This window comes from Bradyrhizobium shewense (assembly GCF_900094605.1).
Classification (GTDB): Bacteria; Pseudomonadota; Alphaproteobacteria; order Rhizobiales; family Xanthobacteraceae; genus Bradyrhizobium; species Bradyrhizobium shewense.
The window spans coordinates 564,792-590,853 of sequence record NZ_FMAI01000001.1; the positions used below are offsets into that span (position 1 = coordinate 564,792).

Consider the following 26,062-nt stretch of genomic DNA (forward strand, 5'->3'; position numbering starts at 1 on the left):
GCAACACGATGACCAAAGCGCTCACGGGCGTTCGCATTCTCGACTTCACCCACGTTCAATCAGGACCGACCTGCACGCAGCTGCTCGCCTGGTTCGGCGCCGACGTGATCAAGGTGGAACGTCCGGGCGTGGGTGACATCACCCGCGGCCAGCTGCAGGACATCCCGAACGTGGACAGCCTGTATTTCACCATGCTCAACCACAACAAGCGCTCGATCACGCTCGACACCAAGAACCCCAAGGGCAAGGAAGTCCTCACCGAGCTGATCAAGAAGTGCGACGTGCTGGTGGAAAACTTCGGCCCCGGCGTGCTCGACCGCATGGGCTTCCCCTGGGAGAAGATCCAGGCCATCAACCCGAAGATGATCGTCGCCTCGATCAAGGGCTTCGGCCCCGGACCGTACGAAGACTGCAAGGTCTATGAGAACGTCGCCCAGTGCACCGGCGGCGCCGCCTCCACCACCGGCTTCCGCGACGGCCTTCCGCTGGTCACCGGCGCGCAGATCGGCGACAGCGGCACCGGCCTCCACCTCGCGCTCGGCATCGTCACCGCGCTCTATCAGCGCACCGTCACCGGCAAGGGCCAGAAGGTTACGGCTGCGATGCAGGACGGCGTACTCAACCTCGCGCGCGTAAAACTGCGCGACCAGCAGCGCCTCGCCCATGGCCCGCTGAAGGAATACAGCCAGTACGGCGAAGGCATTCCGTTCGGCGACGCCGTGCCGCGCGCCGGCAATGATTCCGGCGGCGGCCAGCCCGGCCGCATCGTCAAGTGCAAAGGCTGGGAGACCGATCCCAACGCCTACCTCTACTTCATCACCCAGGCGCCGGTCTGGGAGAAGATCTGCGACGTGATCGGCGAACCCGGCTGGAAGACCCATCCCGACTACGCCAAGCCGCCGGCCCGGCTGTCGCGCCTCAACGAGATTTTTGCGCGCATCGAGCAGTGGACGATGACCAAGACCAAGTTCGAGGCGATGGAAATTCTCAACAAGGACGACATCCCCTGCGGGCCGATCCTGTCGATGAAGGAGATCATCGAGGACCAGTCGCTGCGCGCGACCGGCACCTTGGTCGAAGTCGACCACCCCACCCGCGGCAAGTACATTTCGGTCGGCAACCCGATCAAGCTGTCGGATAGCCCGAGCGACGTCGAGCGCTCCCCGCTGCTCGGCGAGCACACCGACGAGATCCTGCGCTCCGTGCTTGGCTTCAGCGACCACCAGGTCGCCGACATCCACAAGTCCGGCGCGCTCGACCCGCCGCAGAAGCAGGCCGCGGAGTAAGCGGACCTATCAGTGAACGACGAAAGGCCGCCGGTTTCGGCGGCCTTTTTGTTCGGGCCAAGGGAACCGAACCGCAGGCTGGCCGTTATTGCTTCGACCGGCATGCTCTCAGCAGTGCGAGCGTGCCGCGTCCACGGCGAGTGACCAAGCCTCGCGCCAGACCCGCCCAACACTGAAGGATTGTCCACCCTCCCGTTCAGAGGGTGACTAATCGGCTTGCAAGCGGGAGGCTCGCGTCCGGCGCTCGCGGGCTACGCCCATTGATCGAAGTGAGGTCGAAATGTTGAGAGATCAATCCTCTGATCGGGCCAAGCGTGAAGCCAACAAGGCGTTCAAGCCTGTCAAGACGCAGAAGCCCATGAATGACTATGCGAAGGACCAGCACTCCCTCAACGAGAATCGGGAGCGGCTCAAGGCGGAGCGATTAGCCCGCGAGGCAAAGTCGAAGGAGCTGCTTGAAAAAGGCTTGCCCGAATAGGAAGCGCCCTGTCGCTGGTTACGATCTGACATCCGGCCGGTGAAGGCCGCCGAATTGGCGCCTGATCTTGAGCTAGAGCATCGAGAGAACGACGATGCCGTCTTCGAGCTCCCCGGACGCCAGCCGGGTTCGCGCGATGCGCTCGAACTCGGTGCGGTGCTTCTGAAGATAGCTGAATGCCTGTTTCTGCGTTTGGAACGTGGTCGCGAGCCGGCACATCTGTCGGCCTGCGCCAAGCGCCAGGAAAAAGGTGATTGTGCCACCGCCGTCCGACTTGGCTCTAGGCACGACCCGCACTCTTTGGCATGTGACCGGTCCTCTCCAGATTTCGTCGGCGGCGCTGCTGAAGTCGATTATTGCGGCGGCTTCTTCTTGCGCTTCGTCGGGGTTGGTGCCGGTAACGATGCGCGAAGGGTTGCATCGGCCGCTTCCTTGGCTTCGCGCAGTTCGCGAAGCCTTGCCATGTTCTTGCGAACGTCGACCGCCTGCTTTTCGGCATCCGCCATCGCGCGTGCTCCTTCCTCAGCCGCCAGGCGCTGGCGGTTGGAACGCGCGATGCCTTCGGGTGACGGTTCTGCCGATTTCCTGGCGCTCATCCTTCACCCTGCTCCGAATAGACAAAACCCGCTCAATCCTTACGATCGAGCGGGCAGCGTGGCCGTTTCAGTACATCCGTGAAACGGCCCCAAAGCGCGATGCGATCACGATGAACCGTCATCGCGCTTTTAGATTTGTTGTCTAAGCATGATCTTTCCGGAAAACCGCTGCGCACTTTTCCGGATCATGCCTTAGCGAGCTCAAGCCAGCGAGAGATTCTCAGCGCTGACTTTGCCCCGCATCTTGTCGGTCTTGGCCTCGAAGTTGACCTTTTGGCCTTCAGCGAGACCCGCAAGACCAGCCCGCTCGACCGCGCTGATGTGAACGAACACATCGCTGCCGCCGTCGTCGGGCTGAATGAATCCAAAGCCCTTCTGGCCGTTGAACCACTTCACGGTACCTGTCGTCATTTTCTTCTCCAAAGCGCGCAAGCGCACATTCCGCGTGACGCTCACGCAGAACCAATTCAATTCGTCGATGTCTATGGAAAAGGAGCCCGCGGGCGCATTCAACAAGGCACAGCGGCTGAACGAACGAATTCAGGGTATACCCCACCAACCCCAGTTGCAAGGCTTGGCCAAGCTTAATTGCACCAGGGACCTCGGCGGAACAGTCCCTGGTTTGAGGCGACTACGCGGGGCCTCCCTCTGGCGAAACGGCTTAGGCGTTGAACGAGGAACGGCTGCGGAATTGTGGCTTCCGTTGACGCGGCGTAGACATTCGGGCTGATCTTGCTGCTCGGAATGGGAGGTCACCATGTCACTACTGGGCAAGGCCGCCGTCGCGATGTGGTGGAGCGTTCGCCCCGAGCAGCGCACCGAGTTCGGCGACTGGCATTCGCATGAACACTTCCCGGAGCGGATGAGCATTCCCGGCTTCCGGCGCGGGTCGCGATGGACGAGCACGACGGACGCCGAAGGTTTCTTCGTGCTCTACGAGCTCGAGCAGTACGAGGTGCTCACGTCGAAGGGATATCTCGACCGGCTCAATGCGCCAACGCCGTGGTCGACCAGGATGATGCCGCATCATCTCGGCATGGTCCGCAGCCAATGCCGGATCGTCGCGAGCTTTGGCGGAGGTGTGGCGACCTCGCTTGCCACCATCAGGCTGTCGCCGGAAGCCGGACGGGATGCGCAATTGCAGACGCGCCTGTCGGAAACGCTTAGCGCATTGGCGCTGCAGCCGGGGCTGACAGGCGCCCACCTCCTCTTCACCGACACGCCTCGCACGAGCGCGCCCACCACCGAGCAGCAGATCCGCGGCAGGGACGGCGCTGCCGACTGGATCGTCCTGCTGTCGGGTTACGATGCCGATGTGGTTGACGCCGGGATCGCCGGCCAATTCTCGCCGTCGTCGCTTCACGCGGCGGGTGCTGGCGAGGATATCATGATCGGCCGCTACAGGCTGGCATTCACGATGACGCCACAGGATGTCGCAGCGATCTAGCAACCCGGCCAGAAGGACCGCCGACAAAAAAAACGAGATGCCATGTCGGATCGGAGGCTTCCCGGTCGTCCTCGTGACATGAATGGGCCATAGACGCCAATCTCGGGCCCATCAATCACTGAGGATAACAACCATGCCCAGCACGATCCGCCTGCACCGCGTTCTCGCCACCAGCCCGCAAAAAGTCTATCGCGCTTTCCTGGAGGCCGATGCGATGGCGAAATGGCTGCCGCCGAACGGCTTCACCTGCACCGTGCATCATTTCGAGCCCAAGGTCGGGGGCACGTTCAAGATGTCGTTCCGGAATTTCACGACGGGCAACAGCCATTCGTTCGGCGGCGAATATGTCGAGCTCGTGCCCGGCGAACGTCTCCGTTACACCGACAGGTTCGACGATCCCAACCTGCCCGGCGAAATTCAGGTCACCGTGATCCTGAAGAAGGTCTCGGTTGGCACCGAGATCGACATCACGCAGGCCGGCATCCCCGACGTGATCCCGCCGGAGGCCTGCTATCTCGGCTGGCAGGAATCGCTGCGCAATCTGGCGAAGCTCGTCGAGCCGGAGATCAATCAGTAGCGGCGGCGTTGGCGTCGTAGGGTGGGCAAAGGCGCACTTGCGCCGTGCCCACGATCTTTCCGATACGGCGACAGACGCGCGGAGAGGCTTCGCGTTGCCCACCCTACGGCACTGTTCGATCCGATGCGCCGTTCTACCCACGCCGTCATTGCGAGTGTAGCGAAGCAGAGTGTTTCCGCGGTGGGATTCTGGATTGCTTTGCTGCGCTCGCAATGACGGAGAATCGTTAAGCCCCCGCCTTCGCCTCGAGCCCGCCGCCGGCAGTCCAGCGGTCCGGGTTGGGGCTGTGCCCGATCAAGGCGAGCCCATAGGCGATCGACTCGAACTGGTCGCCCGACATCAGCCGTTCGTTGCCGAACCGCTCGGCGAACAGTTTTCGGACCGCCGGTACGAAGGACGTGCCGCCGGTCAAGAACACCTTCTCGATCTCGCGCGCGGTGATGCCGGCTTCGGCCAGCACCTTGTCGACGGTGGCCCCGAGCCGGGCGATGTCGTCGGCAATCCAGGATTCGAAATTCTTCCGCGTGATGGCCGCGCCGATGTCGACACCGCCGCCCTTGAAGCGGAAATCCACCTCGTCCTGCGCCGACAGCGCGACCTTTGCGTCGGACACCGCGCGGTACAGCGAAAAGCCGAGGTCGAGATCGACGATGGTGATGAAATCCTCCAGCAGCTTCGGCTTCAGCGCGGTGCGCGCAAGCTCCCGCAGCTCGCGCAGATCGCCGTTGCTCTTCATCATCGCGAGCTGATGCCAGCGCGCAAGGTTGGTGTAATGGCCGCTGGGGATCGGCAGCACCTTGTCGAACGAGCGGAAGCTGGAGCCCTTGCCGAGCCGCGGCGAGACGACGTGGTCGACGATGCGGTAATCGAACGTGTCGCCGGCGATGCCGATGCCGGCGTGGCCGAGCGGCTCGGCGCGAAGGCTGCCGCCCGCGCGCGAGAAACGCATCACGGAGAAATCGCTGGTGCCGCCGCCGAAATCCGCAACCAGCACGGTGGCATCGCGCTCCAGCCTTCGGGCAAAGGAGAACGCCGCGCCCACGGGCTCGTAGACATAGCGCGCATGGCCGGCGCCCAGGCGCTCGAACGCTGCGCGGTAGCGCTGCATCGCCAGCGCCTCGTCGGGATTGCCGCCGGCGAAGCGCACCGGGCGGCCGACCGTGATGGTCGAGGTCTCGAAGCCGAACCTGTCGCCGCCATGGCGCGCCAGCGTCCGCAGGAACGCCGCCAGAATGTCCTCGAACTTGAAGCGCTGCCGGAACACCTGCGTGGTGTTGAAGCTGCTGCTCGCCGCAAACGTCTTGAACGACTGCAGGAAGCGGTAGACGTGGCGTCCTTCGAGGAATTGCTCGATCGCCCAGGGGCCGCCCTCGGCTTGGGCGCCGGCGCCCGGCCGGTCCTCCCAGAAGCACAAAGCCGACACATAGACGCTGCGGCGCTGTCCGCCGTGGTCGAAGCGGATGGCCTCGACCCGGCGGTCGTCCGCCGCAAGGGCGACGACCGTATTGCTGGTCCCAAAATCGATGCCGATCGAGACGGCGGGCGAGGCGCTCGACATGAACCACTCTGACAGATGATTGGAAGGGGGCAGACCACTAGCGGCTTTGACTTGCCCTGCCAAGCCTTGCCCTGCCAAGCCTTGCCCTGCAAAGCCCCTCGCCCATTAAGGCTCGCTTTAGGTTCGCGCCGGTGGACCCCGATTTCCGCTTCAATCGAATGAATAAGCCCTTGATCGCCATTTTCGGCGTTCGAGGATGGCGTCTAAGACGGAAAAGCCTTCTTTGGGGTGCGCCATTTAAGCCCGAACCGGCCCCATTAACCCGTCATTATGCTGCGATGCGGAACTTTCTATGCTGCTATGCAAACAAACGCGTAGACAGTGGCATCTGGTATACATAGTTTCATCCCCAGACGAGACGCCAAGACTGATCGTCTCAAGAAAGGGAATTCCAATGTCCAAGACTGCTTCCGTCGCTTTCGCCCCCTCCTCCTCGCTGTTCAGCCGCTTTATGGCTGCAGTCGACCGTTTCCTGATGGCGAGCGCCGAGATCTCGAACCACAACGGCGACCTGCCGCGTTTCGGCCTGTAAGAAGGCCTCCCGCGCAGCCGAAACGGCGCGCGGCCGGCAACCGCAGACGCTACGTTTGATCAATGGCCCCCTCGTCGGGGCCATTTTCTTTTGGTCCCCGCTTCGCCCGCGAACACAACTGCGACGATTGGTCCGCCGATTTGGGCGGCCGTCCAATTGTGAGCCAGCTGGCATCTCGCATACCATTCGACAACCAAAACGATTGCACGACCAAGGTGCTGGATGGGGATGCAGAGCGCGGGACAGGAACGGCCAAGGAGATGGCACGTTTGCCAATCATGGCGGAGCCTTAGCCCAAAGGAGCGGATGTCGCGCCTTGTCCCCGCTCATAAACTTCTGGTTGGTGAGGCTGCAATGGGAGATCGACCGCAAAGGTGACCCCAAGCGTGTGAATCCAGATGGGCTGACGCGAGCTGGCAAAGAACGGCCGCGTTTCGACAGGGAGAGAAACGAGATGAAGTCATTCGTTCTGAATGTCGCTTTGGCGGCAATGGCGATGTCGTGCGCCGGCAGCACTGCAAGTTTTGCGGCCTGGGAGCCGGTTCGGCCGGTCGAATTCATCGTGCCCGCGGGCACCGGTGGCGGCGCCGATCAGATGGCACGAACCATCCAGGGCATCGTCACCAAGCATAATCTCATGAAGCAGCCGCTGGTCGTCATCAACAAGGCCGGCGGTGCAGGCGGCGAAGGCTTTCTCGACGTGAAGACGTCGTCGGGCAATCCGCACAAGATCATCATCACGCTCTCGAACTTGTTCACGACGCCGCTGGCAACGGGGATTCCGTTCAACTGGAAGGATTTGACTCCGGTCGCGATGCTGGCGCTGGATGAATTCGTGCTCTGGGTGAATGCCGAAAAGCCGTTCAACACCGTCAAGGATTACGTCGACGCCGCGAAGAAGGCACCAAGCGGCTCATTCAAGATGGGCGGCACCGGCTCCAAGCAGGAAGACCAGATCATTACGGTCGGCATCGAGAAGGCGATCGACGCGAAGTTCACCTACATCCCCTACAAGGGCGGCGGCGAGGTCGCGGTTCAGCTCGTCGGCAATCACGTCGATTCCACCGTCAACAATCCGATCGAGGCGGTCGCGCAATGGCGCGGCGGCAAGCTCCGCCCGCTCTGCGTCTTCGACGCCCAGCCGATGGCCTATGACGAGCCGATCGCCGAGGGCAAGGCCTGGAAGGACATTCCGACCTGTAAGTCGCAGGGCCTCGCGATGGAATATCTCATGCTGCGCGGCATCTTCATGTCGCCCAAGGCCACCAAGGATCAGGTCGAGTATTACGTCGAGCTGTTCAAGAAGGTTCGCGCCACGCCGGAATGGCAGGATTTCATGAAGAGCGGCGCCTTCAACACGACCTTCCTGGCTGGAGCCGACTACGCCAAATGGATCGAGGCGGAGGAGAAGCGCCACGAAGGCCTGATGAAGGATGCCGGTTTCCTCGCGCCGGGAAATTGATTCCCGAATCGATCCGCGACATCGATGACGGATGAGGACGCCGGTCGTCCTCCCGTCTGCTGCGAAACGTGCGATTCCGCCTGGAGCTCCCATGACTGAACAATCCGAATCCGGTCCGGCCCACAAGACGGTGGAGATCGGCATGGCGCTGTTGATCGGCGTCTTCGGCCTGATCGTGATCTTCGGCAGCATCAAGGCCGGCATCAACTGGGGCGCAGAGGGTCCGCGAGCCGGGTTCTTCCCGTTCTATGTCGGCGCCGTCATCGTCGGCGCGAGTGCCATCAACCTGTGGCACGCGCAGCGCGACGACGACGGCCGGCTGTTCGCGGAATGGGGACAGCTGCGCCAGGTCATGAGCGTCGTCGTGCCCACCGCGATCTATGTCGGCTCGATGCCGTTCATCGGCCTCTACATCGCCTCGATGGTCTTCATCGCCTGGTTCATGCGCTGGCTCGGCGGTTATCGCTGGCTGACGGTCATCGCGGTGGCGGTCGGCATGCCGGTGGTGACCTATCTCGTTTTCGAGCGCTGGTTCCTGGTCCCGCTTCCCAAGGGGCCGTTCGAGGAGTGGCTCGGTCTGTAAGGGCCACGCATTCATTCAATTGCTGCTGCAGGACGTATCGATATGGAAGAGTTGGCCAATCTATTTCACGGCTTCGCGGTCGCCCTGCAGCCCTACAACATCATGCTGATGATCATCGGCATCACGCTCGGGGTCATCATCGGCGTGCTGCCGGGGCTTGGGGGCGCCAACGGCGTGGCGATCCTGCTTCCCCTGACCTTCAGCATGCCGCCGACGTCGGCGATCATCATGCTGTCATGCATCTATTGGGGCGCATTGTTCGGCGGCGCCATCACCTCGATCCTGTTCAACATCCCCGGCGAGCCCTGGTCCGTGGCGACCACCTTCGACGGCTATCCCATGGCGCAGCAGGGCAAGCCCGGCGAAGCCCTGACGGCCGCCTTCACCTCCTCCTTCGTCGGCGCGCTGTTCGCCGTCATCATGATCACGCTGGTCGCGCCGCTGGTCGCGGGCTTTGCGCTGCGATTTGGTCCGGCGGAGAAGTTCGCGGTGTACTTCCTCGCCTTCTGCAGCTTCGTCGGCCTCAGCAAGGAGCCGCCGTTCAAGACCATCGCGGCAATGATGATGGGCTTTGCACTCGCAGCGGTTGGCCTCGATTCGATCACCGGGCAATTGCGACTGACCTTCGGCGTCACCGAGCTGCTCAACGGGTTCGACTTCCTGATCGCCGTGATCGGCTTGTTCGGGATCGGCGAGATTCTGCTGACCATGGAGGAAGGGCTCGCCTTCCGCGGCGGCAATGCCAGCATCAACCTTCGGGTCGTGCTTCAGACTTGGCGCGAGCTGCCCACCTACTGGATGACCTCGCTGCGCTCCTGCCTGATCGGCTGCTGGATGGGCGTCACACCCGCCGGAGCGACGCCGGCATCCTTCATGAGCTACGGCATCGCCAAGCGCCTGGCGCGGCGCGGCAACAATTTCGGCAAGGGCGAGATCGAAGGCGTGATCGCGCCGGAGACGGCCGCGCATGCGGCGGGCACCTCGGCGCTGCTGCCGATGCTGTCGCTCGGCGTGCCCGGCTCGCCGACGGCTGCCGTGCTGCTCGGCGGCCTCCTGATCTGGGGCCTGCAGCCAGGTCCGATGCTGTTCGTCGAGCAGAAGGAATTCGTCTGGGGCCTGATCGCCTCGATGTATCTCGGCAATCTCGCCGGCCTCATCGTCGTGCTCACCTGCGTGCCGCTCTTCGCCGCGATCCTGCGCGTGCCGTTCGGCATCATCGCCCCGCTCATCCTGGTGCTGTGCGCGATCGGCGCCTATTCGGTGCACAACAGCACCTTCGACGTCATGCTGATGCTGGTGTTCGGCGTACTCGGCTATCTCCTGAAGAAGTGCAACTACCCGCTCGCACCTCTCGTGCTCGCCATCGTGCTCGGCGACAAGGCGGAGGAAGCCTTCCGCCAATCGCTGCTGGGATCGCAAGGCTCGCTCGGGGTGTTCTTCTCCAACGGCCTCGTCAGCACCATCATGGCGCTCGGTCTGGTCGCCCTGTTCTGGTCCGCGATCCAGGAAGGCTACAGCAGGCTGCGCATGTCGATGGCGTGAGGCGCGCGCAGGCGCAATCGGCGTCGGCGGCCGCCAAATCCGCCGGGCGGTCGAGCTTCTGGGATATAGAATTCCAGGATTGAGCGGTCGCGGCACGGCCGCGCACCGATGTGCCCGGGGGGCAGCGCGCACCACCGACCGGAAGCTGAAAATCGCGGAGGCACGGATTCCCGCACCTGCTTGCGGCTTTCGCCACGACAAGCAAGACTTCTCACAAAATCAATGGGTTGATCGCAGGCTGGAAGCCGATTGGGCTTTACAATCGAGCAGCCATGGTGCATGTGAAGAATCCGCGATATTTCGCCGCACCCTCCAGTCCTTCGCTTGAATCTTGGCATAATGAATACCAGGATGCGAACCAGCGCACGCATAAAAATGATCGGCGCCTTCGGGAGGGTTTTTTATGACAGATATGGTGCAGTCAACAGCGGCCCCAAGCGTCGCGCGCGTCAGCGATGCCTATCGCTGGACGCAGTTGGCGGTTGGCGTCGCCGCGATGGTGATGATCGCCAACTATCAATACGGCTGGACGTTCTTCGTCCCTGACATCCAGAAGAAGTTCGGCTGGGATCGCGCGTCGATCCAATGGGCCTTTACGCTCTTCGTCCTGTTCGAGACCTGGCTGGTCCCGATCGAGGGATGGTTCGTCGACAAGTACGGTCCGCGCATCGTCGTGCTGGTCGGCGGCGTGCTCTGCGCCATCGGCTGGGCGATCAACGCGCAGGCCACCACGCTCAACGGCTTCTATCTCGGCATGATCATCGCGGGCATCGGCGCCGGCGGCGTCTACGGCACCTGCGTCGGCAACGCGCTGAAGTGGTTTCCGGACAAGCGCGGTCTTGCCGCGGGCATTACGGCCGCGGGCTTCGGTGCGGGCTCCGCGCTGACCGTCGCGCCGATCCAGGCCATGATCAAGGACAGTGGATTCCAGACCACCTTCCTCTATTTCGGCCTCGGACAGGGCATCATCATCTGCATCCTCGCCTTCTTCCTGCTCGCACCGAAAGCAGGCCAGGTGCCGAACGTGGTGGCGAATGCCAATCTGCTGCAGACCCGGCGCAACTACCAGCCGACCGAGGTGTTGCGTCAGCCGATCTTCTGGCTGATGTACTTCATGTTCGTGATCGTCGGCGCCGGCGGCTTGATGGTGACGGCCAACCTGAAGCCCATCGCGGCCGACTGGAAGGTCGACAACGTGCCCGTCACGCTGATGGCGGTGACGATGACGGCGGTGACGTTCGCGGCCACCATCGACCGCGTGCTCAACGGCCTGACGCGTCCGTTCTTCGGCTGGATCTCCGACATGATCGGCCGCGAGAACACGATGTTCATCGCCTTCGGCATGGAAGGTTTCGGCATCTGGATGCTCTACCTCTGGGGCCACGATCCCCTCTGGTTCGTGCTGCTCTCGGGCTTCGTGTTCTTCGCCTGGGGTGAGATCTACTCGCTGTTCCCCTCGACCTGCACCGACACGTTCGGCGCCAAGTTCGCGACCACCAATGCCGGCCTGCTCTACACTGCGAAGGGCACCGCCGCACTGCTGGTCCCGATCGGCAATTACATGCAGCAATCGTCGGGCACGTGGGACAGCGTGTTCATCATCGCGGCCGGCGCCAACATCCTGGCTTCGCTGCTGGCGATCGCGGTGCTCAAGCCCTGGCGCAAGGTCGTGGTCGCAAAATCGACCATCTGACACGCTCCATACAGCTCTTCATCGAGCAGACGCCCGGCCTCAAGGCCGGGCGTTGTCGTTTTGGCGACGTCTTGCAGCGCCGTTCCCGCTCCAATGGAACCGCAGATTTGTGACAATCCGCCGCAGATAGGGCTTGCATTCTGGAATATGGTATACCAAGCTCCGTGCCGCGCTTGCGACGATAAGCCACAACATTTGCGACACTGGGTCATCTTGCCATCCAAAGTCGTGATCAATCAGGCGCGTTGGGAGGTTCTTGATGATTTCCAGCACGGACGGCGCCGTCACGGCCGCGCCTCTTCGCACCGGTTTCCGTTGGCTCCAGCTCGTCATGGGCATCGTCTGCATGGCGATGATCGCCAACCTGCAATACGGCTGGACGCTGTTCGTCGATCCGATTGATGCGGCCCATCACTGGGGACGCGCCGCGATCCAGCTTGCCTTCACCGTCTTCGTCGTCACCGAGACCTGGCTGGTGCCGATCGAGGCCTGGTTCGTCGACAAATACGGCCCGCGCATCGTCGTCATGTTCGGCGGCGTAATGATCGCACTGTCCTGGATTCTCAACTCCTATGCCGACAGTCTCACTTTGCTCTACGCGGCCGCGATCATCGGCGGCATGGGCGCGGGCGCGGTGTACGGCACCTGCGTCGGCAACGCGCTGAAATGGTTTCCCGACCGCCGGGGCCTTGCCGCCGGCGCGACCGCCGCGGGCTTCGGCGCGGGCGCCGCGCTCACCATCGTGCCGATCGCGACCATGATCGCATCGAGCGGCTATCAGCACGCCTTCTTCACTTTCGGCATCGGCCAGGGCGTGATCGTGTTCGTGCTCGCCTTCTTCATCCAGCCGCCGCGGCTCTCGATCCCGCCGAAGAAGAAGCAGCTCAACCTGCCGCAAACCAAGATCGACTTCACCCCGCCCCAGGTGCTGCGCAGCCCTATTTTCTGGGTGATGTATCTCGTCTTCGTCATGGTCGCATCCGGCGGCCTGATGACCGCGGCGCAGATCGGCCCGATCGCGCACGACTTCAAGATCGCCGACACCCCGGTCACGCTGGCCGGCTTCCAGATGGCGGCACTGACCTTCGCGATCTCGCTCGACCGCATCCTCGACGGTTTCGGACGCCCCTTCTTTGGCTGGGTCTCCGACACGATCGGCCGCGAGCACACCATGTTCATCGCCTTCGGCACGGCGGCGCTGATGCTGCTGACGCTGTCGGCTTACGGTCATGTCCCGGTCGTGTTCGTGCTCGCGACCGCGGTGTATTTCGGCGTGTTCGGCGAGATCTACTCGCTGTTCCCGGCGACCTGCGGCGACACCTTCGGCTCGAAATTCGCGACCACCAACAACGGCATGCTCTACACCGCGAAAGGCACCGCCTCGCTGCTCGTCCCGCTCGCCAGCGTGATCTCGGCGACGTACGGCTGGAAGGCCGTGTTCGTGGTCGCGGTCGCCCTGAACGCGACGGCGGCGCTGACGGCGCTGTTCGTGATCAAGCCGATGCGCCGCTCCTTCATCCTCGGCAAGGAAGCCGAGAGCGCGAACACCGCAACCGGCAGCGCCGAGACCACTGCAAAGACCGAGACGGCGTAAGCGCCACGTACAAGCACGGTTCAAGAAGGGGCGCAGCGATGCGCCCCTTTCTTTTTCGCACACGGCAAACGTCAGTATTGCTGTCGCAAGATTTTTCGGATCGCCCAAACCAGCCCTTGACGATTGGCATTATGTATACCACACTTCCAGCAACATTCACCCAGGGAGGTTGCAATGCTGGTCGGAGACATTCTGCGCAAGAAGACGCCGCGCGTTGTCACGGTGCGGATGAACGAAACGGTGGGTATCGCCGCCAAGCTGATGCGCGCCAACAACATCAGCGCTCTCGTGGTCAAGGACGTGGTCCGCTCCGAGGGTAATACCGCCGTCGGCATGTTCACCGAGCGCGACGTGGTCCGCGCCGTCGCCGAGCACGGCGCGAATGCCGTCAACGTCAAGGTCTCGCAACTCGTCTCGGTGCAGCAGCTGGTGTCCTGCAGCTCCAGCGATACGATCGAGCAGGTCCGCCATCTGATGAACCGGCATCACATCCGCCATTTGCCTGTCATCGACGATTACAGCCTCGTCTCCGTCATCAGCATGCGCGACATCGCAGCTGCCATGGACGAGGCCATCAACGGCACGCCGCAAGCGGCAGCCTAAAGCGACGCACACTTCCCCTGTGACTACCGGCCGGCTCGGACACGTTCGAGCCGGACCGGATCTTTCGTCCCAAAATTCCGGTCTCCCGCGAGGATTTCATGAATATCTGCATCTACGGCGCCGGCGCAATCGGCGGATATCTCGGGGTTCAGCTTGCGCGCGCAGGCGCCGATGTCAGCCTCATCGCACGCGGCGCCCACCTTGCAGCAATGCGCGAGCGCGGCCTGACGCTGCTCGCGGGCGAGGAGAAGCACACCGTGCATCCGCGCTGCACCGACGATCCCGCCGAGCTCGGCGTGCAGGACTACATCATCATCACGTTGAAGGCGCATTCGATCACCGGCGTGATCGAGAAGATGCAGCCGCTGCTCGGCCCCCACACCCGCATCGTCACCGCCGTCAACGGCATCCCTTATTGGTACTTCTACAAGCACGGCGGCCAATACGAGAATTCGACGCTGGAGAGCATCGATCCCGGCGGGCGGCAGTGGCGCGAAATCGGCGCCGAGCGCGCCATCGGCTGCATCGTCTATCCCGCCACCGAGATCGAGGCGCCCGGCGTGATCCGCCACGTCTACGGCAACAACTTCCCGCTCGGCGAGCCCTCCGGCGAGATCACGAGCGACGTGCAGCGCCTTGCCGATCTGTTCGTCGCGGCCGGGCTGAAGGCGCCGGTGCTCGACCGCATCCGCGACGAGATCTGGCTCAAGCTGTGGGGCAATGTCTGCTTCAACCCGATCAGCGCGCTGACCCATGCAACGCTCGACGTGATCTGCACCGATCCCTCTACCCGCGCGCTGTCGCGCGCGATCATGGTGGAGACGCAAGCGATCGCCGAGACCTTCGGCGTCAAATTCCGCGTCGACGTCGAGCGCCGCATCGAGGGCGCCCGCAAGGTCGGCGCGCACAAGACCTCGATGCTGCAGGACCTCGAGCGCGGCCGCCCGATGGAGATCGACCCGCTCGTCACCGTGGTGCAGGAGATGGGCCGCCTCACCGGCATCGCAACGCCAGCGCTCGACTCGGTGCTGGCGATGGTGACCCAGCGCGCCCGCATCGCCGGCCTCTATGACGGCGTCTCGACACCTTCAGATCCCCGCGCACTGGCGGTGGCGTGATGGCGGGCGAGATGAAGCAGTGGCTGCGCTTCCGGAATAATGGCACGACCGGTTTCGGCACGCTGACGCCATCGGGCATCAGCGTGCACGAGGGCGAGATGTTCGGCCGCAACACCGCGACCGGCAAGATTCTGGCGCTGTCGGAGGTCGAGCTGCTGGCGCCTTGCGCGCCCAGCAAGATCGTCGCGCTCTGGAATAATTTTCACGCGCTCGCGGCCAAGCTGAACCAGCCCGAACCGCCGGAGCCGCTTTATCTGCTTAAGGCCACCACCACCATCACGACGCCCGGCGCCGTGATCCGCCGTCCCTCTTATTACGACGGCAAGACCACCTATGAAGGCGAGCTCGGCATCGTCATCGGCAAGACCTGCGCGCGTGTCTCCCCCAGCGAAGCCAACAGCTGCATCTTCGGCTACACCTGCGTCAACGACATCACCGCCAACGACATCCTGACCAGCGACCCCACCTTCCCGCAATGGGCCCGCGCCAAGGGCATCGACGATTACGGTCCGTTCGGCCCGGTCATCGCAACCGGCCTCGATCCGGCCAAGCTGACCGTCCGCACCATCCTCAACGGCGCGGAGCGGCAGAACTACCCGATCTCCGACATGATCTTCTCGGCGCAGGAGCTGGTCAGCAAGATCTCCCACGACATGACCCTGCTCCCCGGCGACCTCATCGCCGTCGGCACCTCGGTCGGCGTCGGCGTGATGAAGGAGCCGGTGAACACGGTCACTGTCGCGATCGACGGCATCGGTGAACTCACCAACGAGTTTCGGCTGTAGCTGCAAACACCTTCCCGTAGCCCGATTTATTCTCGCCGCAGCGCGGCAAAATTGATCCGGCGCAAATCGCGCCGGCACGGCCGCCTTATCCTTCCCGGCAGTCAATTTCTGACGCCAGGGAGGACGCCATGACGAATGCAGGTAATGCACTTTTGTGGACGGCTCTGTACTTTGCTCTCGCGTTCGGTGCGATCTTCGCGGTCTGGTTCGCCGACAAGATGCGCTCGAACTTCCTCGGGAAATGATAGCGCGCACGGCGCCGCAGTCCGGATGAGCCAAGCGACATCCGGGGACGCCTCTTCGCAGGGTCCCGCATGTCGCTCCGCTCGTGCGGGCTACTAACGCTGCTCGATCCGTCGTGGCCGGCCTTGTCCCGGCAAGCCCGGGCATGACGCGTTTGTGGGAACGTCCGGGAAAACCCGGCACTCCTCGCGCCGCCTCCACCCATAGGCCCGACGCAACCAGCCGTGGATCACGCCGCCCGAAACAGCCCACAAGCCTCCCCGCCCCTTGCGCTCGGTTCCGCTCTTGGCAATCATGGCGAAAATGTGCACCGGCGCGTGGAATTCACGATGTGGCTGTTTTTCCTGGTTGCCTGGTTCGGCCTGTTGGCCATCGTCGCGGTCGTCGCCCAGCAGGCGTTCGGTCACGACATCAGTCACCTGCCCGCCTGGTTCGCGGGCCTGCCGGTGCCGCAGCGCATCGCGACCGGAATATTCCCCGCCCTCGCGCTGACCCTGATCGGCGCTTCAGCCTGGCGGCTGTCGCGCCAGGACCGCAGCCTGAAGACGCTGCGTGACCGGCTCAAGAAAACCCGCGAGGACGTCGTCGTCGCCCACGCCCTGCAAAACCACTTGGATGCCACCGTCCAGCATTTGATCGAGAGCGACCCCAGGGAGGCGGTCTCCGCGCTGCACGACAAGCTGGGCGAGACCGAGCAGCGCGCGCTGCTCCAGCAGGGCCGCAACCAGTCCACCGACATGCACGACCAGCTCGCCGAAATCCGCAGTCGCCAGCAGCACCTGCGCGACATGGTCGGCAAGGTCGCCGAGCAGCGCCGCGCGGTCGAGCCGGTCTTCACCGAGATCCGCGACCGCCAGAATCAGCTCGAACGCTCCCTGCACGATCTCGAGACCGACGACCGCAAGAACAACCTCGCCGATCGGCAGAGGGACATCGCGCGTGACGTGGCGGCGCTTCTAGGACGGGTGAACGGCGTCCAGGAGACATTTGCGACCCTCAACCAGTACAAGGAGGATCTGGCGAAATCCCACGCCGAGCTGGTGCCGCTGCGGTCAACCGACGCCGGCATCAACGCCCTGATCGGCGAGCTCAGCCTCAGCCACGAGCGCCTTGCCAAGACCATCGACGAGCTCGAGACCGGCGGCGAGACGCCGCTTCCCACCCGCGTCGAGACGTTGTCGGAGAACAAGATCGAGATCGAGCAGCGCCTCGCCCGCATCGACGACAGCTTCAACATTCTCAAAAGCATCCGGCTCGACTTCGAGGAGCTTGGCCAGCGCCAGGCCCAGCTCGAACGCTCACTCGCCGATGTCGAGACGGACGCCAACGGCAAGACCCTTGCCGACCGCCAGAACGCGCTGAACGATTTCGTCCTGCAGTCGCGACACCGCCTCGGCGCGTTGCAGGAGACGCTGGCGACGCTGAACGTCTTCAAGGCGGAGCTGTCGAAGTCGCAAGCCGACCTCGTCCCGCTGAGGGCGCCGGTGTTCGGCATCGAGGCCCTGATCGCGGAGGTCGGCACCACCCGCGACCTCCTCGCCAAAACCGTGGGCGAGATCGAGGCCAACGGCGACGTCACCCTCGCCTCGCGCGTCGACGCGCTCACCAAGAGCAAGCGCGAGGTCGAAGACCGCCTCGCCCGCATCTTCGACAATTTCAACGCGCTCGATGCCTTGCGCAAGGACATCGGCGGCATCTTCTCGACGATCAGGAGCAGCCTCAACCGGATCGGGTGAGTTGCCGCGTAGGATGGGTAGACCGAAGCGAAACCCATCACCTCTCCTCGCGAAAATAGCCGATGGGTTTCGCTTCGCTCTACCCATCCTACGGATCACGGGCTGACTGCAGCGCCCCGGAAACATCCAGACACATCACATCTGCGCGCGTCAGACATATGCCGCCAACATGTCCCGCGCGCGCCGCAACTTGGTCGCATTCGGCCGCCCTTCTGTGAGGCGTGTCTGGGGGCACGGCATGGCCGTGTTTGGACCAAACCTTCTAGGGGTATGACTGTGAAGAAGATTGTATTTGCTCTGGGTGCTACGCTTGCTCTGGTGACGGTTGCGAACGCTGCAGATCTACCGCGCCGCCAGCCCGTGCCGGTCTATCCGGCCGAGCAGGCACCGATCGGCAAGATGCCGATTGGCAAGAGCCCGGCTGGAAAGGCCCCGATCGGCAAGGCGCCCGGCCCGGTCGCTGCGCGTTACTGAGACGCAGCGCAAGACTAGCGTAAGCGGCCGACAGTCGAGGGGCACAGCGTGACAAACAAACCTGATCGATCGGGACCCTGCATCCTTGCGGGGTTCGCCCTTGCGGCCATGATCGCGTGTACGACGCCCTCGGCTTCGGCCCACGAAGCGAACAAGCGCGTTGCCGACGCCAACGCGCTTGCCACGACCGACTCCACATCGCGGCCTCAGCCGCAAGCGGCGCGGCGCTCCGTCGCGCGCGTGGAGAAAGGTCCCTATTACGTCGACTTCCGTGCCCGCACGGCCGCGAGCTGGGGCCACGCCTTCGTCTGGTACGGCAAGACCAGCGAGAAGGCGGTCGAGGTCGCAGGCCTCACGCCCGCCGGCGACACGTTTGCATACGTGCTCGGCCACCTCACCTTCGTGCCGTCGGAGACCGGTGCGAGCTACGGCGATCTCGATCCGGAATATCTGACCGCGAGCTACCGCGTGTACCTGAACGAAGCCGACGCCAAGCGCGTGTTCGCCTACATCAAGAAACTGCAGGCGAGCTCGCCGGTCTGGAACGCCGAGACCACCAACTGCACCGGCTTCATCGGCGACATCGCCGAGTTCATGGGCCTGAAGGTCCCCTATCGCTGGCAGCGTCCGGAAAACTTCGTCAACAGCCTCAAGGACATGAACGGCGGCCGCCGGATGGTGCGGCTGTCGGCGGAGTAGCTGCGCCTGTAGCGGTGGCCTTGTAGCCCGGATGGAGCGAAAGCGAAATCCGGGACGGCCCTCGCTTGTCGCACGAGCCCCGGATTGCGCTGCGCTCCATTCGGGCTACGAGCCTCCACCACCACCTCCGGCGTCATTGCGAGGCAAGCCCTTGCGACGAAGCAATCCAGAGTGTTTCCGCGGAGGGTTTCTGGATTGCGTCGCTGTGCTCGCGATGACGGTGGTTGATGCAGCGGTGCGCATAGCGCTCCGGCCACGTTCGGAGCACCCTCGCCCGTCGGGCAAAACACCCCGCCAATTTCTCCACTCCGCTTGTCAATCCTCATCCGTCAAAATATTCCACTTTACCGAAATTCTGATTTATCGTACACACAAGCCACGCATCTTTTTCGCGCACGGACTTACGGGTGCCCGCCGGCGCCCGGCCTTCCCTGCGCCCTTGTCTTTCATGAGGGCAACGCGACGAAGCAAAGCTCGGGCGCAGATGCCGCGAGAGCGCGAAGGCGTGTCTTGATCGGGCCCGCGAGCGCAAATCTACGACCGTCACCCTGAGGTGCGCGCTCGGGGGCGCATCGCGCCACTGAGCAAGCCTCGAAGGGCGACAGCCCGACGCTCGCAGCGTGGCCGCCCATCCTTCGAGGCTCCCTGCACGTTGCTTCGCACCGTGCAGGTCGCACCTCCAGCGACAACCGCTTCGCGGTTGCGCGGGGATGACGGACGAATACTGCCCCAATTATCCGCCCCACGGAATCTCCCCACCGCTCGCATGATCGCCCCGCCCTCACCGCACGTCCCCGCAATAGACTTTTCCCGACCGCGGCGGCATCCTCCACGCATCAACGGATAGCAGAGCGCCCCGCGAGGCGCGGGGGGAAACAGGTCATGTTGCAGACACGGTTCACGAAACTCGTCGGCGTCGAGCATCCGATCGTCCAGGGCGGCATGCAATGGGTCGGCCGGGCCGAGCTGGTCGCCGCCGTGGCCAACGCCGGCGCGCTCGGCTTCATCACGGCGCTGACCCAGCCGACGCCGGAGGACCTGACCAAGGAGATCGCGCGCTGCCGCGACCTCACCGACAAGCCGTTCGGCGTCAACCTCACCATCCTGCCCGCGATCAAGCCGCCGCCTTACGCCGAATACCGCGCCGCCATTATCGACGCCGGGATCAAGGTGGTCGAGACCGCCGGCAACAAGCCGCAGGAGCATGTCGACGAGTTCAGGAAGCACGGCGTCAAGGTCGTGCACAAATGCACCAGCGTCCGCCACGCCCTCTCGGCCGAACGCATGGGCGTTGACGCCATCTCGATCGACGGCTTCGAATGCGCCGGCCATCCCGGCGAGGACGACACGCCCGGCCTGATCCTGATCCCCGCCGCCGCCAACAAGATCAAGATCCCGATGATCGCCTCAGGCGGCTTTGCCGATGCCCGCGGCCTCGTCGCCGCGCTGGCGCTGGGCGCCGACGGCATCAACATGGGCACGCGCTTCATGGCGACCAGGGAAAGCCCGATCCACCAGCTCATCAAGGAAAAGATCGTCGCCAATGACGAGCGCGAGACCGAGCTGATCTTCCGCACCATGCGCAACACCTCGCGCGTCGCCAAAAACGAGATCTCGACCAAGGTGGTCGCGATGGAGAAGGAGGGCGCGAAGTTCGAGGACATCCGCGAGCTGGTCGCGGGTGCCCGCGGCAAGATGGTCTATGCGACCGGGAATTCCGACGAAGGCATCTGGTCGGCCGGACAGGTGCAGGGCCTGATCAAGGACATCCCGACCTGCGCCGAGCTCATCTCCCGCATCGTGCGCGAGGCGGAAGCGATCATTCGTAGCCGGCTTGAAGGCATGATCGTTCAGCCGCAACGCGAAGCCGCCGAATAATCACCGCAAGAAGCGAGAGCAATCCATGAAGGCTTACGTCTACGGCCCTGAGGGCGCTAGGATTTCCGACCTCGCTCAACCAAAACCGAAGGGCACGCAGGTGCTGGTGCGCGTCCGCGCCTGCGGGATCAACCGCGCCGACACCGGTATGCGCAAGGGGCACGCCCACGGCGCGGCCGGCGGCGCCGGCACCGTGCTCGGCATGGAATGGGCCGGCGAGGTCGCCGAGCTCGGACCGGATGCCAAGGGCGTGAAGATCGGCGACCGCATCATGGGCTCGGGCGGCGCTGCGTTTGCCGAGTACACACTGGCCGATCATGGCCGGCTGTTCCGCGCGCCCTCGAACATGAACTTCGAGGAAGCCGCCACCCTCCCCGTCGCGCTCGCGACCATGCACAACGCCGTCGTCACCGTCGGCGGCGTGCAGGCGGGCCAGAGCGTGCTGATCCAGGGCGCCAGCTCCGGTGTCGGCCTGATGGCGATGCAGATTGCAAAACTCAAGGGCGCAAAGCTCGTGATCGGCTCCTCGACCGATGCCACGCGCCGCGGCCGGCTGAAGGAGTACGGCGCCGACCTCGCCGTCGACAGCTCCGATCCCAAATGGGTCGAGGAGGTCCTGAAGGCGACGAACGGCGAAGGCGTCGACCTCATCGTCGACCAGGTCTCGGGCAAGGTCGCGAGCCAGAACCTTGCGGCGACCAAAGTGAAGGGCCGCATCGTCAATGTCGGCCGGCTCGGCGGCACCCATGCCGATTTCAACTTCGACCTGCACGCCGCGCGCCGCATCGACTATGTCGGCGTCACCTTCCGCACCCGCACCATCGAAGAAGTCCGCGAGATCTTCGAGGAGGTCAGGAAGGACATCTGGGGCGCGGTGGAATCGCGAAAACTGCAGCTGCCGATCGACCGCGTGTTCGCATTCGACGACATCGACCAGGCGTTCGAGCACATGGAGGCGAACAAGCACCTGGGGAAGATCGTGGTGACGGTGCCGTAAACGCCGATCCCAAGCCTCGGTCTCGCAGGGTGGGCAAAGCGCAAGCGTGCCCACGATTTGTATCCATCACGGAGGAATGGTGGGCACGGCGCTTTGCGCCTTTGCCCACCCTACGAGGGTGAGCAAGGACAGACCGCCAGCCTTCAATTCGGAAGCATTCGCAATAGCTTCCCTCCTGCAAATCACTAGCGACTACTTCTGTGGATCGGCGCTTGATGTTCACCCATGGGCTGCTAAATCCCCGCCATGACCTCCCAGCACAACAAAACCTCGGTCGCCGCGATCTCGATCTTCGCCAGCGGCGGCATGGCGGCGGCCAAGTTCGTGGTCGGCATCGCGATCGGCTCGCTGGCGCTGATCTCCGAGGCCCTGCACTCTTCGATCGACCTGGTCGCGACCATCATCACCTGGGCGGTGGTGCGGGTGTCCGACAAGCCGGCCGACGAGGAGCACCATTACGGCCACGGCAAGCTGGAGAGCGTCTCGGCGCTCGGTGTTACCGCCCTGCTCTACGTGCTCGCCGGCGGCATCCTGGTCGAGGCATACAGCCGGCTGCGCGAGGGAACCCCGCCGCCGACCATTTCGGCCGTGCCGTTCGTCGTGCTGGTGATCGACATCGTCGTCAATCTCTGGCGCGCCCGCGCCCTGCATCGCGCCGCGCGCGAGACCAGGAGCCAGGCGCTCGCGGCCGACGCGCTGCATTTCGCCTCCGACGTGATGGGCTCGTTCGCCGTGATCATCGGCCTGATCCTCGCTGCCCTCGGCTTCTGGTGGGGTGACGCCGCGGCGGCCGCCGCGGTCGCCGTGATGATCGCGGCGCTCGGCCTTCGCATGGCCGGCTCGACCGTGCAGACGCTGGTCGACCGCGCCCCGGAGGGCGCGCAGGAGAAGGCCACGGCCGCGATCCGGAGCGTCCCAGGCGTGATCGACGTGGAGCGGCTGCGGGTGCGCATGGTCGGGGCGACCACGTTCATCGACACCATCGTCAAGGTGCCGCGGACCTATCCGATCGACCGCGTCGAGGACATCAAGCACAACGCGCAAGCCGCGGTCACCAAGGCGTTCGGCGATGCCGACCTCTCCTTCACCGCCGTTCCTGTCGCACGCGACAACGAGACCGTGCGCGACCGCATCATGGTGATCGCGCGCAATTCGGGCCTCGCCGTCCACCACGTCACGGTGCACGATCTCGGCGCCAAGCTGATCGTCAGCATCGACCTCGAGGTCGACGCCCGGATGCAACTCGACGCAGCCCACGACGTCGCCAACACGCTGGAGCGCAACATCCAGGAGGAGTTCGGCGCGGACGTCGAGGTCGACGTCCATATCGAGCCGCTGGAACCGGAACTGCCGTTCGGGGTCGATGCCGCGCCGGAACGCGTCCAGGCCATCGCCGCCGCGCTGACCGAATATGCCGCCGGCGGCGAGATCCACGACATCCATAATGTGCGTGTCCGCAACACCGACGCCGGCGAGATCGTCAATTTCCACTGCCGCGCCGCGCCGTCGATGAGCGTGATCAAGGTGCACGAGCACGTCGACGCCATCGAGCGCGCGCTGCGGCGCGCGTTCCCGAGCGTGAAGCGCGTGATCAGCCACGCCGAACCGCCGCGTGCGTGACGGAGAAATGTGCGACGAGTCAGACGTTCTCGTTTCGGACTCCTCGCGCCCGTGCGTTTGCGGACGCGCGCTGCGCAAACTGCGCATTGGATAAGAATAATTACGCGTTAACGATTCATTGACTCTCGACACCCCGCGAAAACTGGATTCAAATCGCTGTGATTCGGAAGCGATGTGGGGCTGCCTCCGAACTTCAGTTGCAAGCAGGTTTTTAGGGGGCCGAAGGCATGTCGCGTGCAGACGCCGCGAACGCGTGCGTCCAATCCGATTCGATCAAGGGATTGGCGCAATCGATCGCGAAACCTGCCTATCATCGGCTCTTGATTGCAGAGCCGGCGCTTCGTCGCGCCGTGCCGACGCTCATCATCGCGTTCCTGATCACGATCTGCCTCGGCGCGTTCGTGCAGGTCGTCGATCAGACGCGTCAGAAGCGGCTGGTGATCCGGCACGACATCTCGGCGCTGGCCGACCTGCTCGCCGAACGCATCGACCGCCTCACCTCCGCGCGACAGGAGCGGCTCAGGAACATCGAGAGCCTGCCGGCGCTGTTGCCGGACATGATCCCGGCCTGGGGCACGGCCTCGGGCCGCCACGTCATCGTCACCTCGGCCGGCGTCGATCGCCGTCTCCTCGCCCGCGTCCCGGTCGACAGTGACCCTTCCGGCAACGACCGCCTGCTCGATGCCATCACGACCGCACAATTGCTCGCGGCGCCGACGCGTGACGGCAACGTCTCCGACATGACGCTGCCGAGCGGCAACGCCGCGATGGCGACCTCGCGGCAGATCAAGTCGCTGCCCGGCTTCGTCACCGTGATCCAGGAGCGCAACGAGCCGATCTGGGGCTCGGACGCCGCGCTCTCGGTGACGCTGTCGGCGACCACCGGATTCGTCGTCCTGATCCTGGGCTTCGCCTTCCACTGGCAATCCACCCGCGCCCGCGAAGGCGACCTCATCAACGACGCCGTGCGCGGCCGGATCGACACCGCGCTCAACCGCGGCCGCTGTGGGCTGTGGGACTGGGACCTATCGCGCGGCCGGATATTCTGGTCGCAATCGATGTTCTCGATGCTCGGCCTCGACGGCCGCAACGAGCTCCTCACCTTCGGCGAGGTCAACGCGCTGGTGAAGTCCGACGACATCGACCTGTTCGCGATCGCCGACCAGCTCATCTCCGAGAAGATCGACCACATCGACCAGACCTTCCGCATGCAGCATGTCGACGGCCACTGGATCTGGCTCCGCGTCCGCTGCGAGAAGACGCGCGGGGCGACCGATTCCAGCGTGCACCTGATCGGGATCGCCGTCGACATCACCGAGCAGAAGAGCCTCGCCGAGAGGACGGTGGAAGCCGACCTCCGCCTACGCGACGCGATCGAAACCATTCCGGAGGCCTTCGTGCTGTGGGATGCGAGCGACCGCCTCGTGCTCTGCAACTCGCACTTCCAGCGCCTGCACAAGCTGCCCGACACCGCCGTGATCCCCGGCACCTCCTACGAGACCGTGCTCGAGGTCGGCCGCATGCCGGAGGTGCGCACCCGCCACAACGAGACCGCTGCCCAAGGCCCCGGCGCGCGCACCTTCGAGGCGCAGCTCGACGACGGCAGCTGGCTGCACATCAGCGAGCGCCGCACCAAGGACGGCGGCTACGTCTCGGTCGGCACCGACATCACCCGCATCAAGGAGCACGAGCAGAAGCTGGTCGACAACGATCTGCGCCTGCGCGCCACCGTCATCGACCTGAAGCGCTCGCAGGCGGCGCTGGAGCGCCAGGCGGTCGAGCTCGCCGACCTCGCCGAGAAGTACCAGCGCGAGAAGACCCGCGCCGAGGAAGCCAACCAGACCAAGTCGAAATTCCTCGCCAATATGAGCCACGAGCTGCGCACGCCGCTGAACGCCATCATCGGCTTCTCCGAGATCATGGGCTCGGGCATGTTCGGCGAGCTCGGCAGCGAAAAGTACCAGGAATACTGCCAGGACATCCTGACCAGCGGCCACTATCTGCTCGAGGTCATCAACGACATCCTCGACATGTCCAAGATCGAGGCTGGCCGCATGAAGCTCGACATGGAACAGCTCGACCTGTCGCGGACGCTGGCCGAATCCTTGCGGGTCGTCACCGGCCGTGCCGAGGACAAGCACATCACGCTCGATGCCGACATCGCAAAATCCATCTCCGTCGTCGCCGACCGCCGCGCCACCAAGCAGATCATCGTCAACCTGCTCTCCAACGCAGTGAAATTCACGCCGGACGGCGGACGCGTCGTGGTGCGCAGCCGGCAGCTCGACGACCGGATCGTGCTGATGATCGCCGACACCGGCATCGGCATCGCGCCGCATTCGCTGGCGCGGCTCGGCCGCCCGTTCGAGCAGGTGGAGAGCCAGCTCACCAAGACCTATCACGGCTCGGGACTTGGCCTCGCGATCGCCCGCTCGCTGGCGCAGCTCCATGGCGGCTCGATGCGGCTGCGCTCCAAGCTCGAGGTCGGCACCGTCGTGCGCGTGACCCTGCCACGCGACGCGATCAAGGCGGCGTCGGGCATATCGGCCGCGGCGTGATCC

At 64.1% G+C, this 26,062-nt stretch carries 24 protein-coding genes; 20 read left to right on the forward strand and 4 right to left on the reverse strand.

Annotated elements, in window-relative coordinates; genetic code table 11:
* The first annotated feature begins 8 nt into the window (after positions 1–8).
* Complete coding sequence (gene frc, locus GA0061098_RS02400) at positions 9–1,286, forward strand: formyl-CoA transferase (RefSeq protein WP_018315863.1); 1,278 nt, start codon at positions 9–11, stop codon at positions 1,284–1,286.
* Between the two features lie 280 nt (positions 1,287–1,566).
* A complete protein-coding gene (locus GA0061098_RS02405) occupies positions 1,567–1,764 on the forward strand; it encodes a hypothetical protein (RefSeq protein WP_091953027.1) in 198 nt (65 codons plus the stop codon).
* Positions 1,765–1,836: 72 nt separating this feature from the next.
* Here the strand turns inward: GA0061098_RS02405 and GA0061098_RS02410 are convergent, their stop codons facing one another.
* From GA0061098_RS02410 to GA0061098_RS02420, 3 genes are all read right to left on the reverse strand, one after another.
* Positions 1,837–2,061, reverse strand: coding sequence for a hypothetical protein (locus GA0061098_RS02410; protein ID WP_018315861.1), 225 nt, complete (start codon positions 2,059–2,061; stop codon positions 1,837–1,839).
* Positions 2,062–2,117: 56 nt separating this feature from the next.
* Complete coding sequence (locus GA0061098_RS02415; RefSeq protein ID WP_018315860.1) at positions 2,118–2,360, reverse strand: hypothetical protein; 243 nt, start codon at positions 2,358–2,360, stop codon at positions 2,118–2,120.
* 201 nt (positions 2,361–2,561) lie between these two features.
* Positions 2,562–2,771, reverse strand: a complete 210-nt coding sequence (locus tag GA0061098_RS02420) for a cold-shock protein (protein WP_091953905.1) — start codon at positions 2,769–2,771, stop codon at positions 2,562–2,564.
* A 346-nt stretch (positions 2,772–3,117) separates the two neighbouring features.
* On the opposite strand from GA0061098_RS02420, the gene GA0061098_RS02425 reads away from it, so the two are divergent.
* Both GA0061098_RS02425 and GA0061098_RS02430 read left to right on the forward strand, forming a co-directional pair.
* Complete coding sequence (locus GA0061098_RS02425) at positions 3,118–3,807, forward strand: hypothetical protein (protein WP_091953029.1); 690 nt, start codon at positions 3,118–3,120, stop codon at positions 3,805–3,807.
* A gap of 133 nt (positions 3,808–3,940) precedes the next feature.
* Positions 3,941–4,384, forward strand: a complete 444-nt coding sequence (locus GA0061098_RS02430) for an SRPBCC family protein (protein ID WP_091953031.1) — start codon at positions 3,941–3,943, stop codon at positions 4,382–4,384.
* Positions 4,385–4,610: 226 nt separating this feature from the next.
* Here GA0061098_RS02430 and GA0061098_RS02435 read toward each other — a convergent pair whose 3' ends face one another.
* Positions 4,611–5,942: an Hsp70 family protein gene (locus GA0061098_RS02435; RefSeq protein WP_091953033.1), complete on the reverse strand. Its 1,332-nt coding sequence runs from the start codon at positions 5,940–5,942 to the stop codon at positions 4,611–4,613.
* Between the two features lie 394 nt (positions 5,943–6,336).
* Here GA0061098_RS02435 and GA0061098_RS44710 point away from each other — a divergent pair, with 394 nt between their 5' ends.
* The 16 genes from GA0061098_RS44710 to GA0061098_RS02515 all read left to right on the forward strand — a co-directional run bounded on the left by GA0061098_RS44710 (position 6,337) and on the right by GA0061098_RS02515 (position 26,059).
* Complete coding sequence (locus GA0061098_RS44710; protein WP_162832240.1) at positions 6,337–6,474, forward strand: hypothetical protein; 138 nt, start codon at positions 6,337–6,339, stop codon at positions 6,472–6,474.
* 454 nt (positions 6,475–6,928) lie between these two features.
* Entirely contained in the window at positions 6,929–7,936 is a 1,008-nt protein-coding gene (locus GA0061098_RS02445; protein WP_091953036.1) for a Bug family tripartite tricarboxylate transporter substrate binding protein, read from the forward strand.
* Between the two features lie 91 nt (positions 7,937–8,027).
* A complete protein-coding gene (locus GA0061098_RS02450) occupies positions 8,028–8,519 on the forward strand; it encodes a tripartite tricarboxylate transporter TctB family protein (protein WP_091953039.1) in 492 nt (163 codons plus the stop codon).
* Positions 8,520–8,561: 42 nt separating this feature from the next.
* Positions 8,562–10,061, forward strand: a complete 1,500-nt coding sequence (locus GA0061098_RS02455) for a tripartite tricarboxylate transporter permease (RefSeq protein WP_028143032.1) — start codon at positions 8,562–8,564, stop codon at positions 10,059–10,061.
* Between the two features lie 403 nt (positions 10,062–10,464).
* Positions 10,465–11,754, forward strand: coding sequence for an oxalate/formate MFS antiporter (gene oxlT, locus GA0061098_RS02460; RefSeq protein WP_091953041.1), 1,290 nt, complete (start codon positions 10,465–10,467; stop codon positions 11,752–11,754).
* A gap of 259 nt (positions 11,755–12,013) precedes the next feature.
* Positions 12,014–13,348: an oxalate/formate MFS antiporter gene (gene oxlT / locus GA0061098_RS02465; RefSeq protein WP_091953043.1), complete on the forward strand. Its 1,335-nt coding sequence runs from the start codon at positions 12,014–12,016 to the stop codon at positions 13,346–13,348.
* Between the two features lie 174 nt (positions 13,349–13,522).
* On the forward strand, positions 13,523–13,951 hold the full coding sequence (locus GA0061098_RS02470; protein ID WP_091953045.1) for a CBS domain-containing protein: 429 nt from the start codon (positions 13,523–13,525) through the stop codon (positions 13,949–13,951).
* Between the two features lie 98 nt (positions 13,952–14,049).
* A complete protein-coding gene (locus tag GA0061098_RS02475) occupies positions 14,050–15,069 on the forward strand; it encodes a 2-dehydropantoate 2-reductase (RefSeq protein WP_091953048.1) in 1,020 nt (339 codons plus the stop codon).
* A gap of 11 nt (positions 15,070–15,080) precedes the next feature.
* Positions 15,081–15,854 carry a fumarylacetoacetate hydrolase family protein gene (locus GA0061098_RS02480; protein ID WP_245323139.1) on the forward strand — a complete coding sequence of 258 codons (774 nt, stop codon included), beginning with the start codon at positions 15,081–15,083 and terminating at the stop codon, positions 15,852–15,854.
* Between the two features lie 572 nt (positions 15,855–16,426).
* Complete coding sequence (locus GA0061098_RS02485; protein ID WP_165637106.1) at positions 16,427–17,833, forward strand: hypothetical protein; 1,407 nt, start codon at positions 16,427–16,429, stop codon at positions 17,831–17,833.
* 270 nt (positions 17,834–18,103) lie between these two features.
* On the forward strand, positions 18,104–18,307 hold the full coding sequence (locus GA0061098_RS02490; RefSeq protein ID WP_091953056.1) for a hypothetical protein: 204 nt from the start codon (positions 18,104–18,106) through the stop codon (positions 18,305–18,307).
* Positions 18,308–18,355: 48 nt separating this feature from the next.
* Complete coding sequence (locus GA0061098_RS02495; protein ID WP_091953058.1) at positions 18,356–19,006, forward strand: hypothetical protein; 651 nt, start codon at positions 18,356–18,358, stop codon at positions 19,004–19,006.
* Between the two features lie 882 nt (positions 19,007–19,888).
* Positions 19,889–20,884, forward strand: coding sequence for an NAD(P)H-dependent flavin oxidoreductase (locus GA0061098_RS02500; RefSeq protein WP_091953060.1), 996 nt, complete (start codon positions 19,889–19,891; stop codon positions 20,882–20,884).
* 25 nt (positions 20,885–20,909) lie between these two features.
* Positions 20,910–21,881, forward strand: coding sequence for a quinone oxidoreductase family protein (locus GA0061098_RS02505; protein ID WP_091953062.1), 972 nt, complete (start codon positions 20,910–20,912; stop codon positions 21,879–21,881).
* Between the two features lie 246 nt (positions 21,882–22,127).
* The gene (locus GA0061098_RS02510; protein WP_091953064.1) at positions 22,128–23,501 is read left to right on the forward strand and encodes a cation-efflux pump; all 1,374 of its coding nucleotides are present in this window, start codon (positions 22,128–22,130) and stop codon (positions 23,499–23,501) included.
* A gap of 227 nt (positions 23,502–23,728) precedes the next feature.
* On the forward strand, positions 23,729–26,059 hold the full coding sequence (locus GA0061098_RS02515) for a PAS domain-containing sensor histidine kinase (protein ID WP_091953067.1): 2,331 nt from the start codon (positions 23,729–23,731) through the stop codon (positions 26,057–26,059).
* The last annotated feature ends 3 nt before the right edge of the window (positions 26,060–26,062 follow it).

Excerpts from the sequence above, each read along its gene's own strand:
- GA0061098_RS02430 (WP_091953031.1), top strand. The coding sequence starts at position 3,941 with ATGCCCAGCACGATCCGCCTGCACCGCGTTCTCGCCACCAGCCCGCAA.
- GA0061098_RS02500 (WP_091953060.1), top strand. The coding sequence starts at position 19,889 with ATGTTGCAGACACGGTTCACGAAACTCGTCGGCGTCGAGCATCCGATC.
- oxlT (WP_091953041.1), top strand. The coding sequence starts at position 10,465 with ATGACAGATATGGTGCAGTCAACAGCGGCCCCAAGCGTCGCGCGCGTC.
- GA0061098_RS44710 (WP_162832240.1), top strand. The coding sequence starts at position 6,337 with ATGTCCAAGACTGCTTCCGTCGCTTTCGCCCCCTCCTCCTCGCTGTTC.
- GA0061098_RS02455 (WP_028143032.1), top strand. The coding sequence starts at position 8,562 with ATGGAAGAGTTGGCCAATCTATTTCACGGCTTCGCGGTCGCCCTGCAG.
- GA0061098_RS02450 (WP_091953039.1), top strand. The coding sequence starts at position 8,028 with ATGACTGAACAATCCGAATCCGGTCCGGCCCACAAGACGGTGGAGATC.
- frc (WP_018315863.1), top strand. The coding sequence starts at position 9 with ATGACCAAAGCGCTCACGGGCGTTCGCATTCTCGACTTCACCCACGTT.
- GA0061098_RS02490 (WP_091953056.1), top strand. The coding sequence starts at position 18,104 with ATGACTGTGAAGAAGATTGTATTTGCTCTGGGTGCTACGCTTGCTCTG.
- GA0061098_RS02420 (WP_091953905.1), bottom strand. The coding sequence starts at position 2,771 with ATGACGACAGGTACCGTGAAGTGGTTCAACGGCCAGAAGGGCTTTGGA.
- GA0061098_RS02505 (WP_091953062.1), top strand. The coding sequence starts at position 20,910 with ATGAAGGCTTACGTCTACGGCCCTGAGGGCGCTAGGATTTCCGACCTC.
- GA0061098_RS02425 (WP_091953029.1), top strand. The coding sequence starts at position 3,118 with ATGTCACTACTGGGCAAGGCCGCCGTCGCGATGTGGTGGAGCGTTCGC.
- oxlT (WP_091953043.1), top strand. The coding sequence starts at position 12,014 with ATGATTTCCAGCACGGACGGCGCCGTCACGGCCGCGCCTCTTCGCACC.
- GA0061098_RS02405 (WP_091953027.1), top strand. The coding sequence starts at position 1,567 with ATGTTGAGAGATCAATCCTCTGATCGGGCCAAGCGTGAAGCCAACAAG.
- GA0061098_RS02515 (WP_091953067.1), top strand. The coding sequence starts at position 23,729 with ATGTCGCGTGCAGACGCCGCGAACGCGTGCGTCCAATCCGATTCGATC.
- GA0061098_RS02435 (WP_091953033.1), bottom strand. The coding sequence starts at position 5,942 with ATGTCGAGCGCCTCGCCCGCCGTCTCGATCGGCATCGATTTTGGGACC.
- GA0061098_RS02475 (WP_091953048.1), top strand. The coding sequence starts at position 14,050 with ATGAATATCTGCATCTACGGCGCCGGCGCAATCGGCGGATATCTCGGG.
- GA0061098_RS02485 (WP_165637106.1), top strand. The coding sequence starts at position 16,427 with ATGTGGCTGTTTTTCCTGGTTGCCTGGTTCGGCCTGTTGGCCATCGTC.
- GA0061098_RS02470 (WP_091953045.1), top strand. The coding sequence starts at position 13,523 with ATGCTGGTCGGAGACATTCTGCGCAAGAAGACGCCGCGCGTTGTCACG.
- GA0061098_RS02510 (WP_091953064.1), top strand. The coding sequence starts at position 22,128 with ATGACCTCCCAGCACAACAAAACCTCGGTCGCCGCGATCTCGATCTTC.
- GA0061098_RS02480 (WP_245323139.1), top strand. The coding sequence starts at position 15,081 with ATGAAGCAGTGGCTGCGCTTCCGGAATAATGGCACGACCGGTTTCGGC.
- GA0061098_RS02445 (WP_091953036.1), top strand. The coding sequence starts at position 6,929 with ATGAAGTCATTCGTTCTGAATGTCGCTTTGGCGGCAATGGCGATGTCG.
- GA0061098_RS02415 (WP_018315860.1), bottom strand. The coding sequence starts at position 2,360 with ATGAGCGCCAGGAAATCGGCAGAACCGTCACCCGAAGGCATCGCGCGT.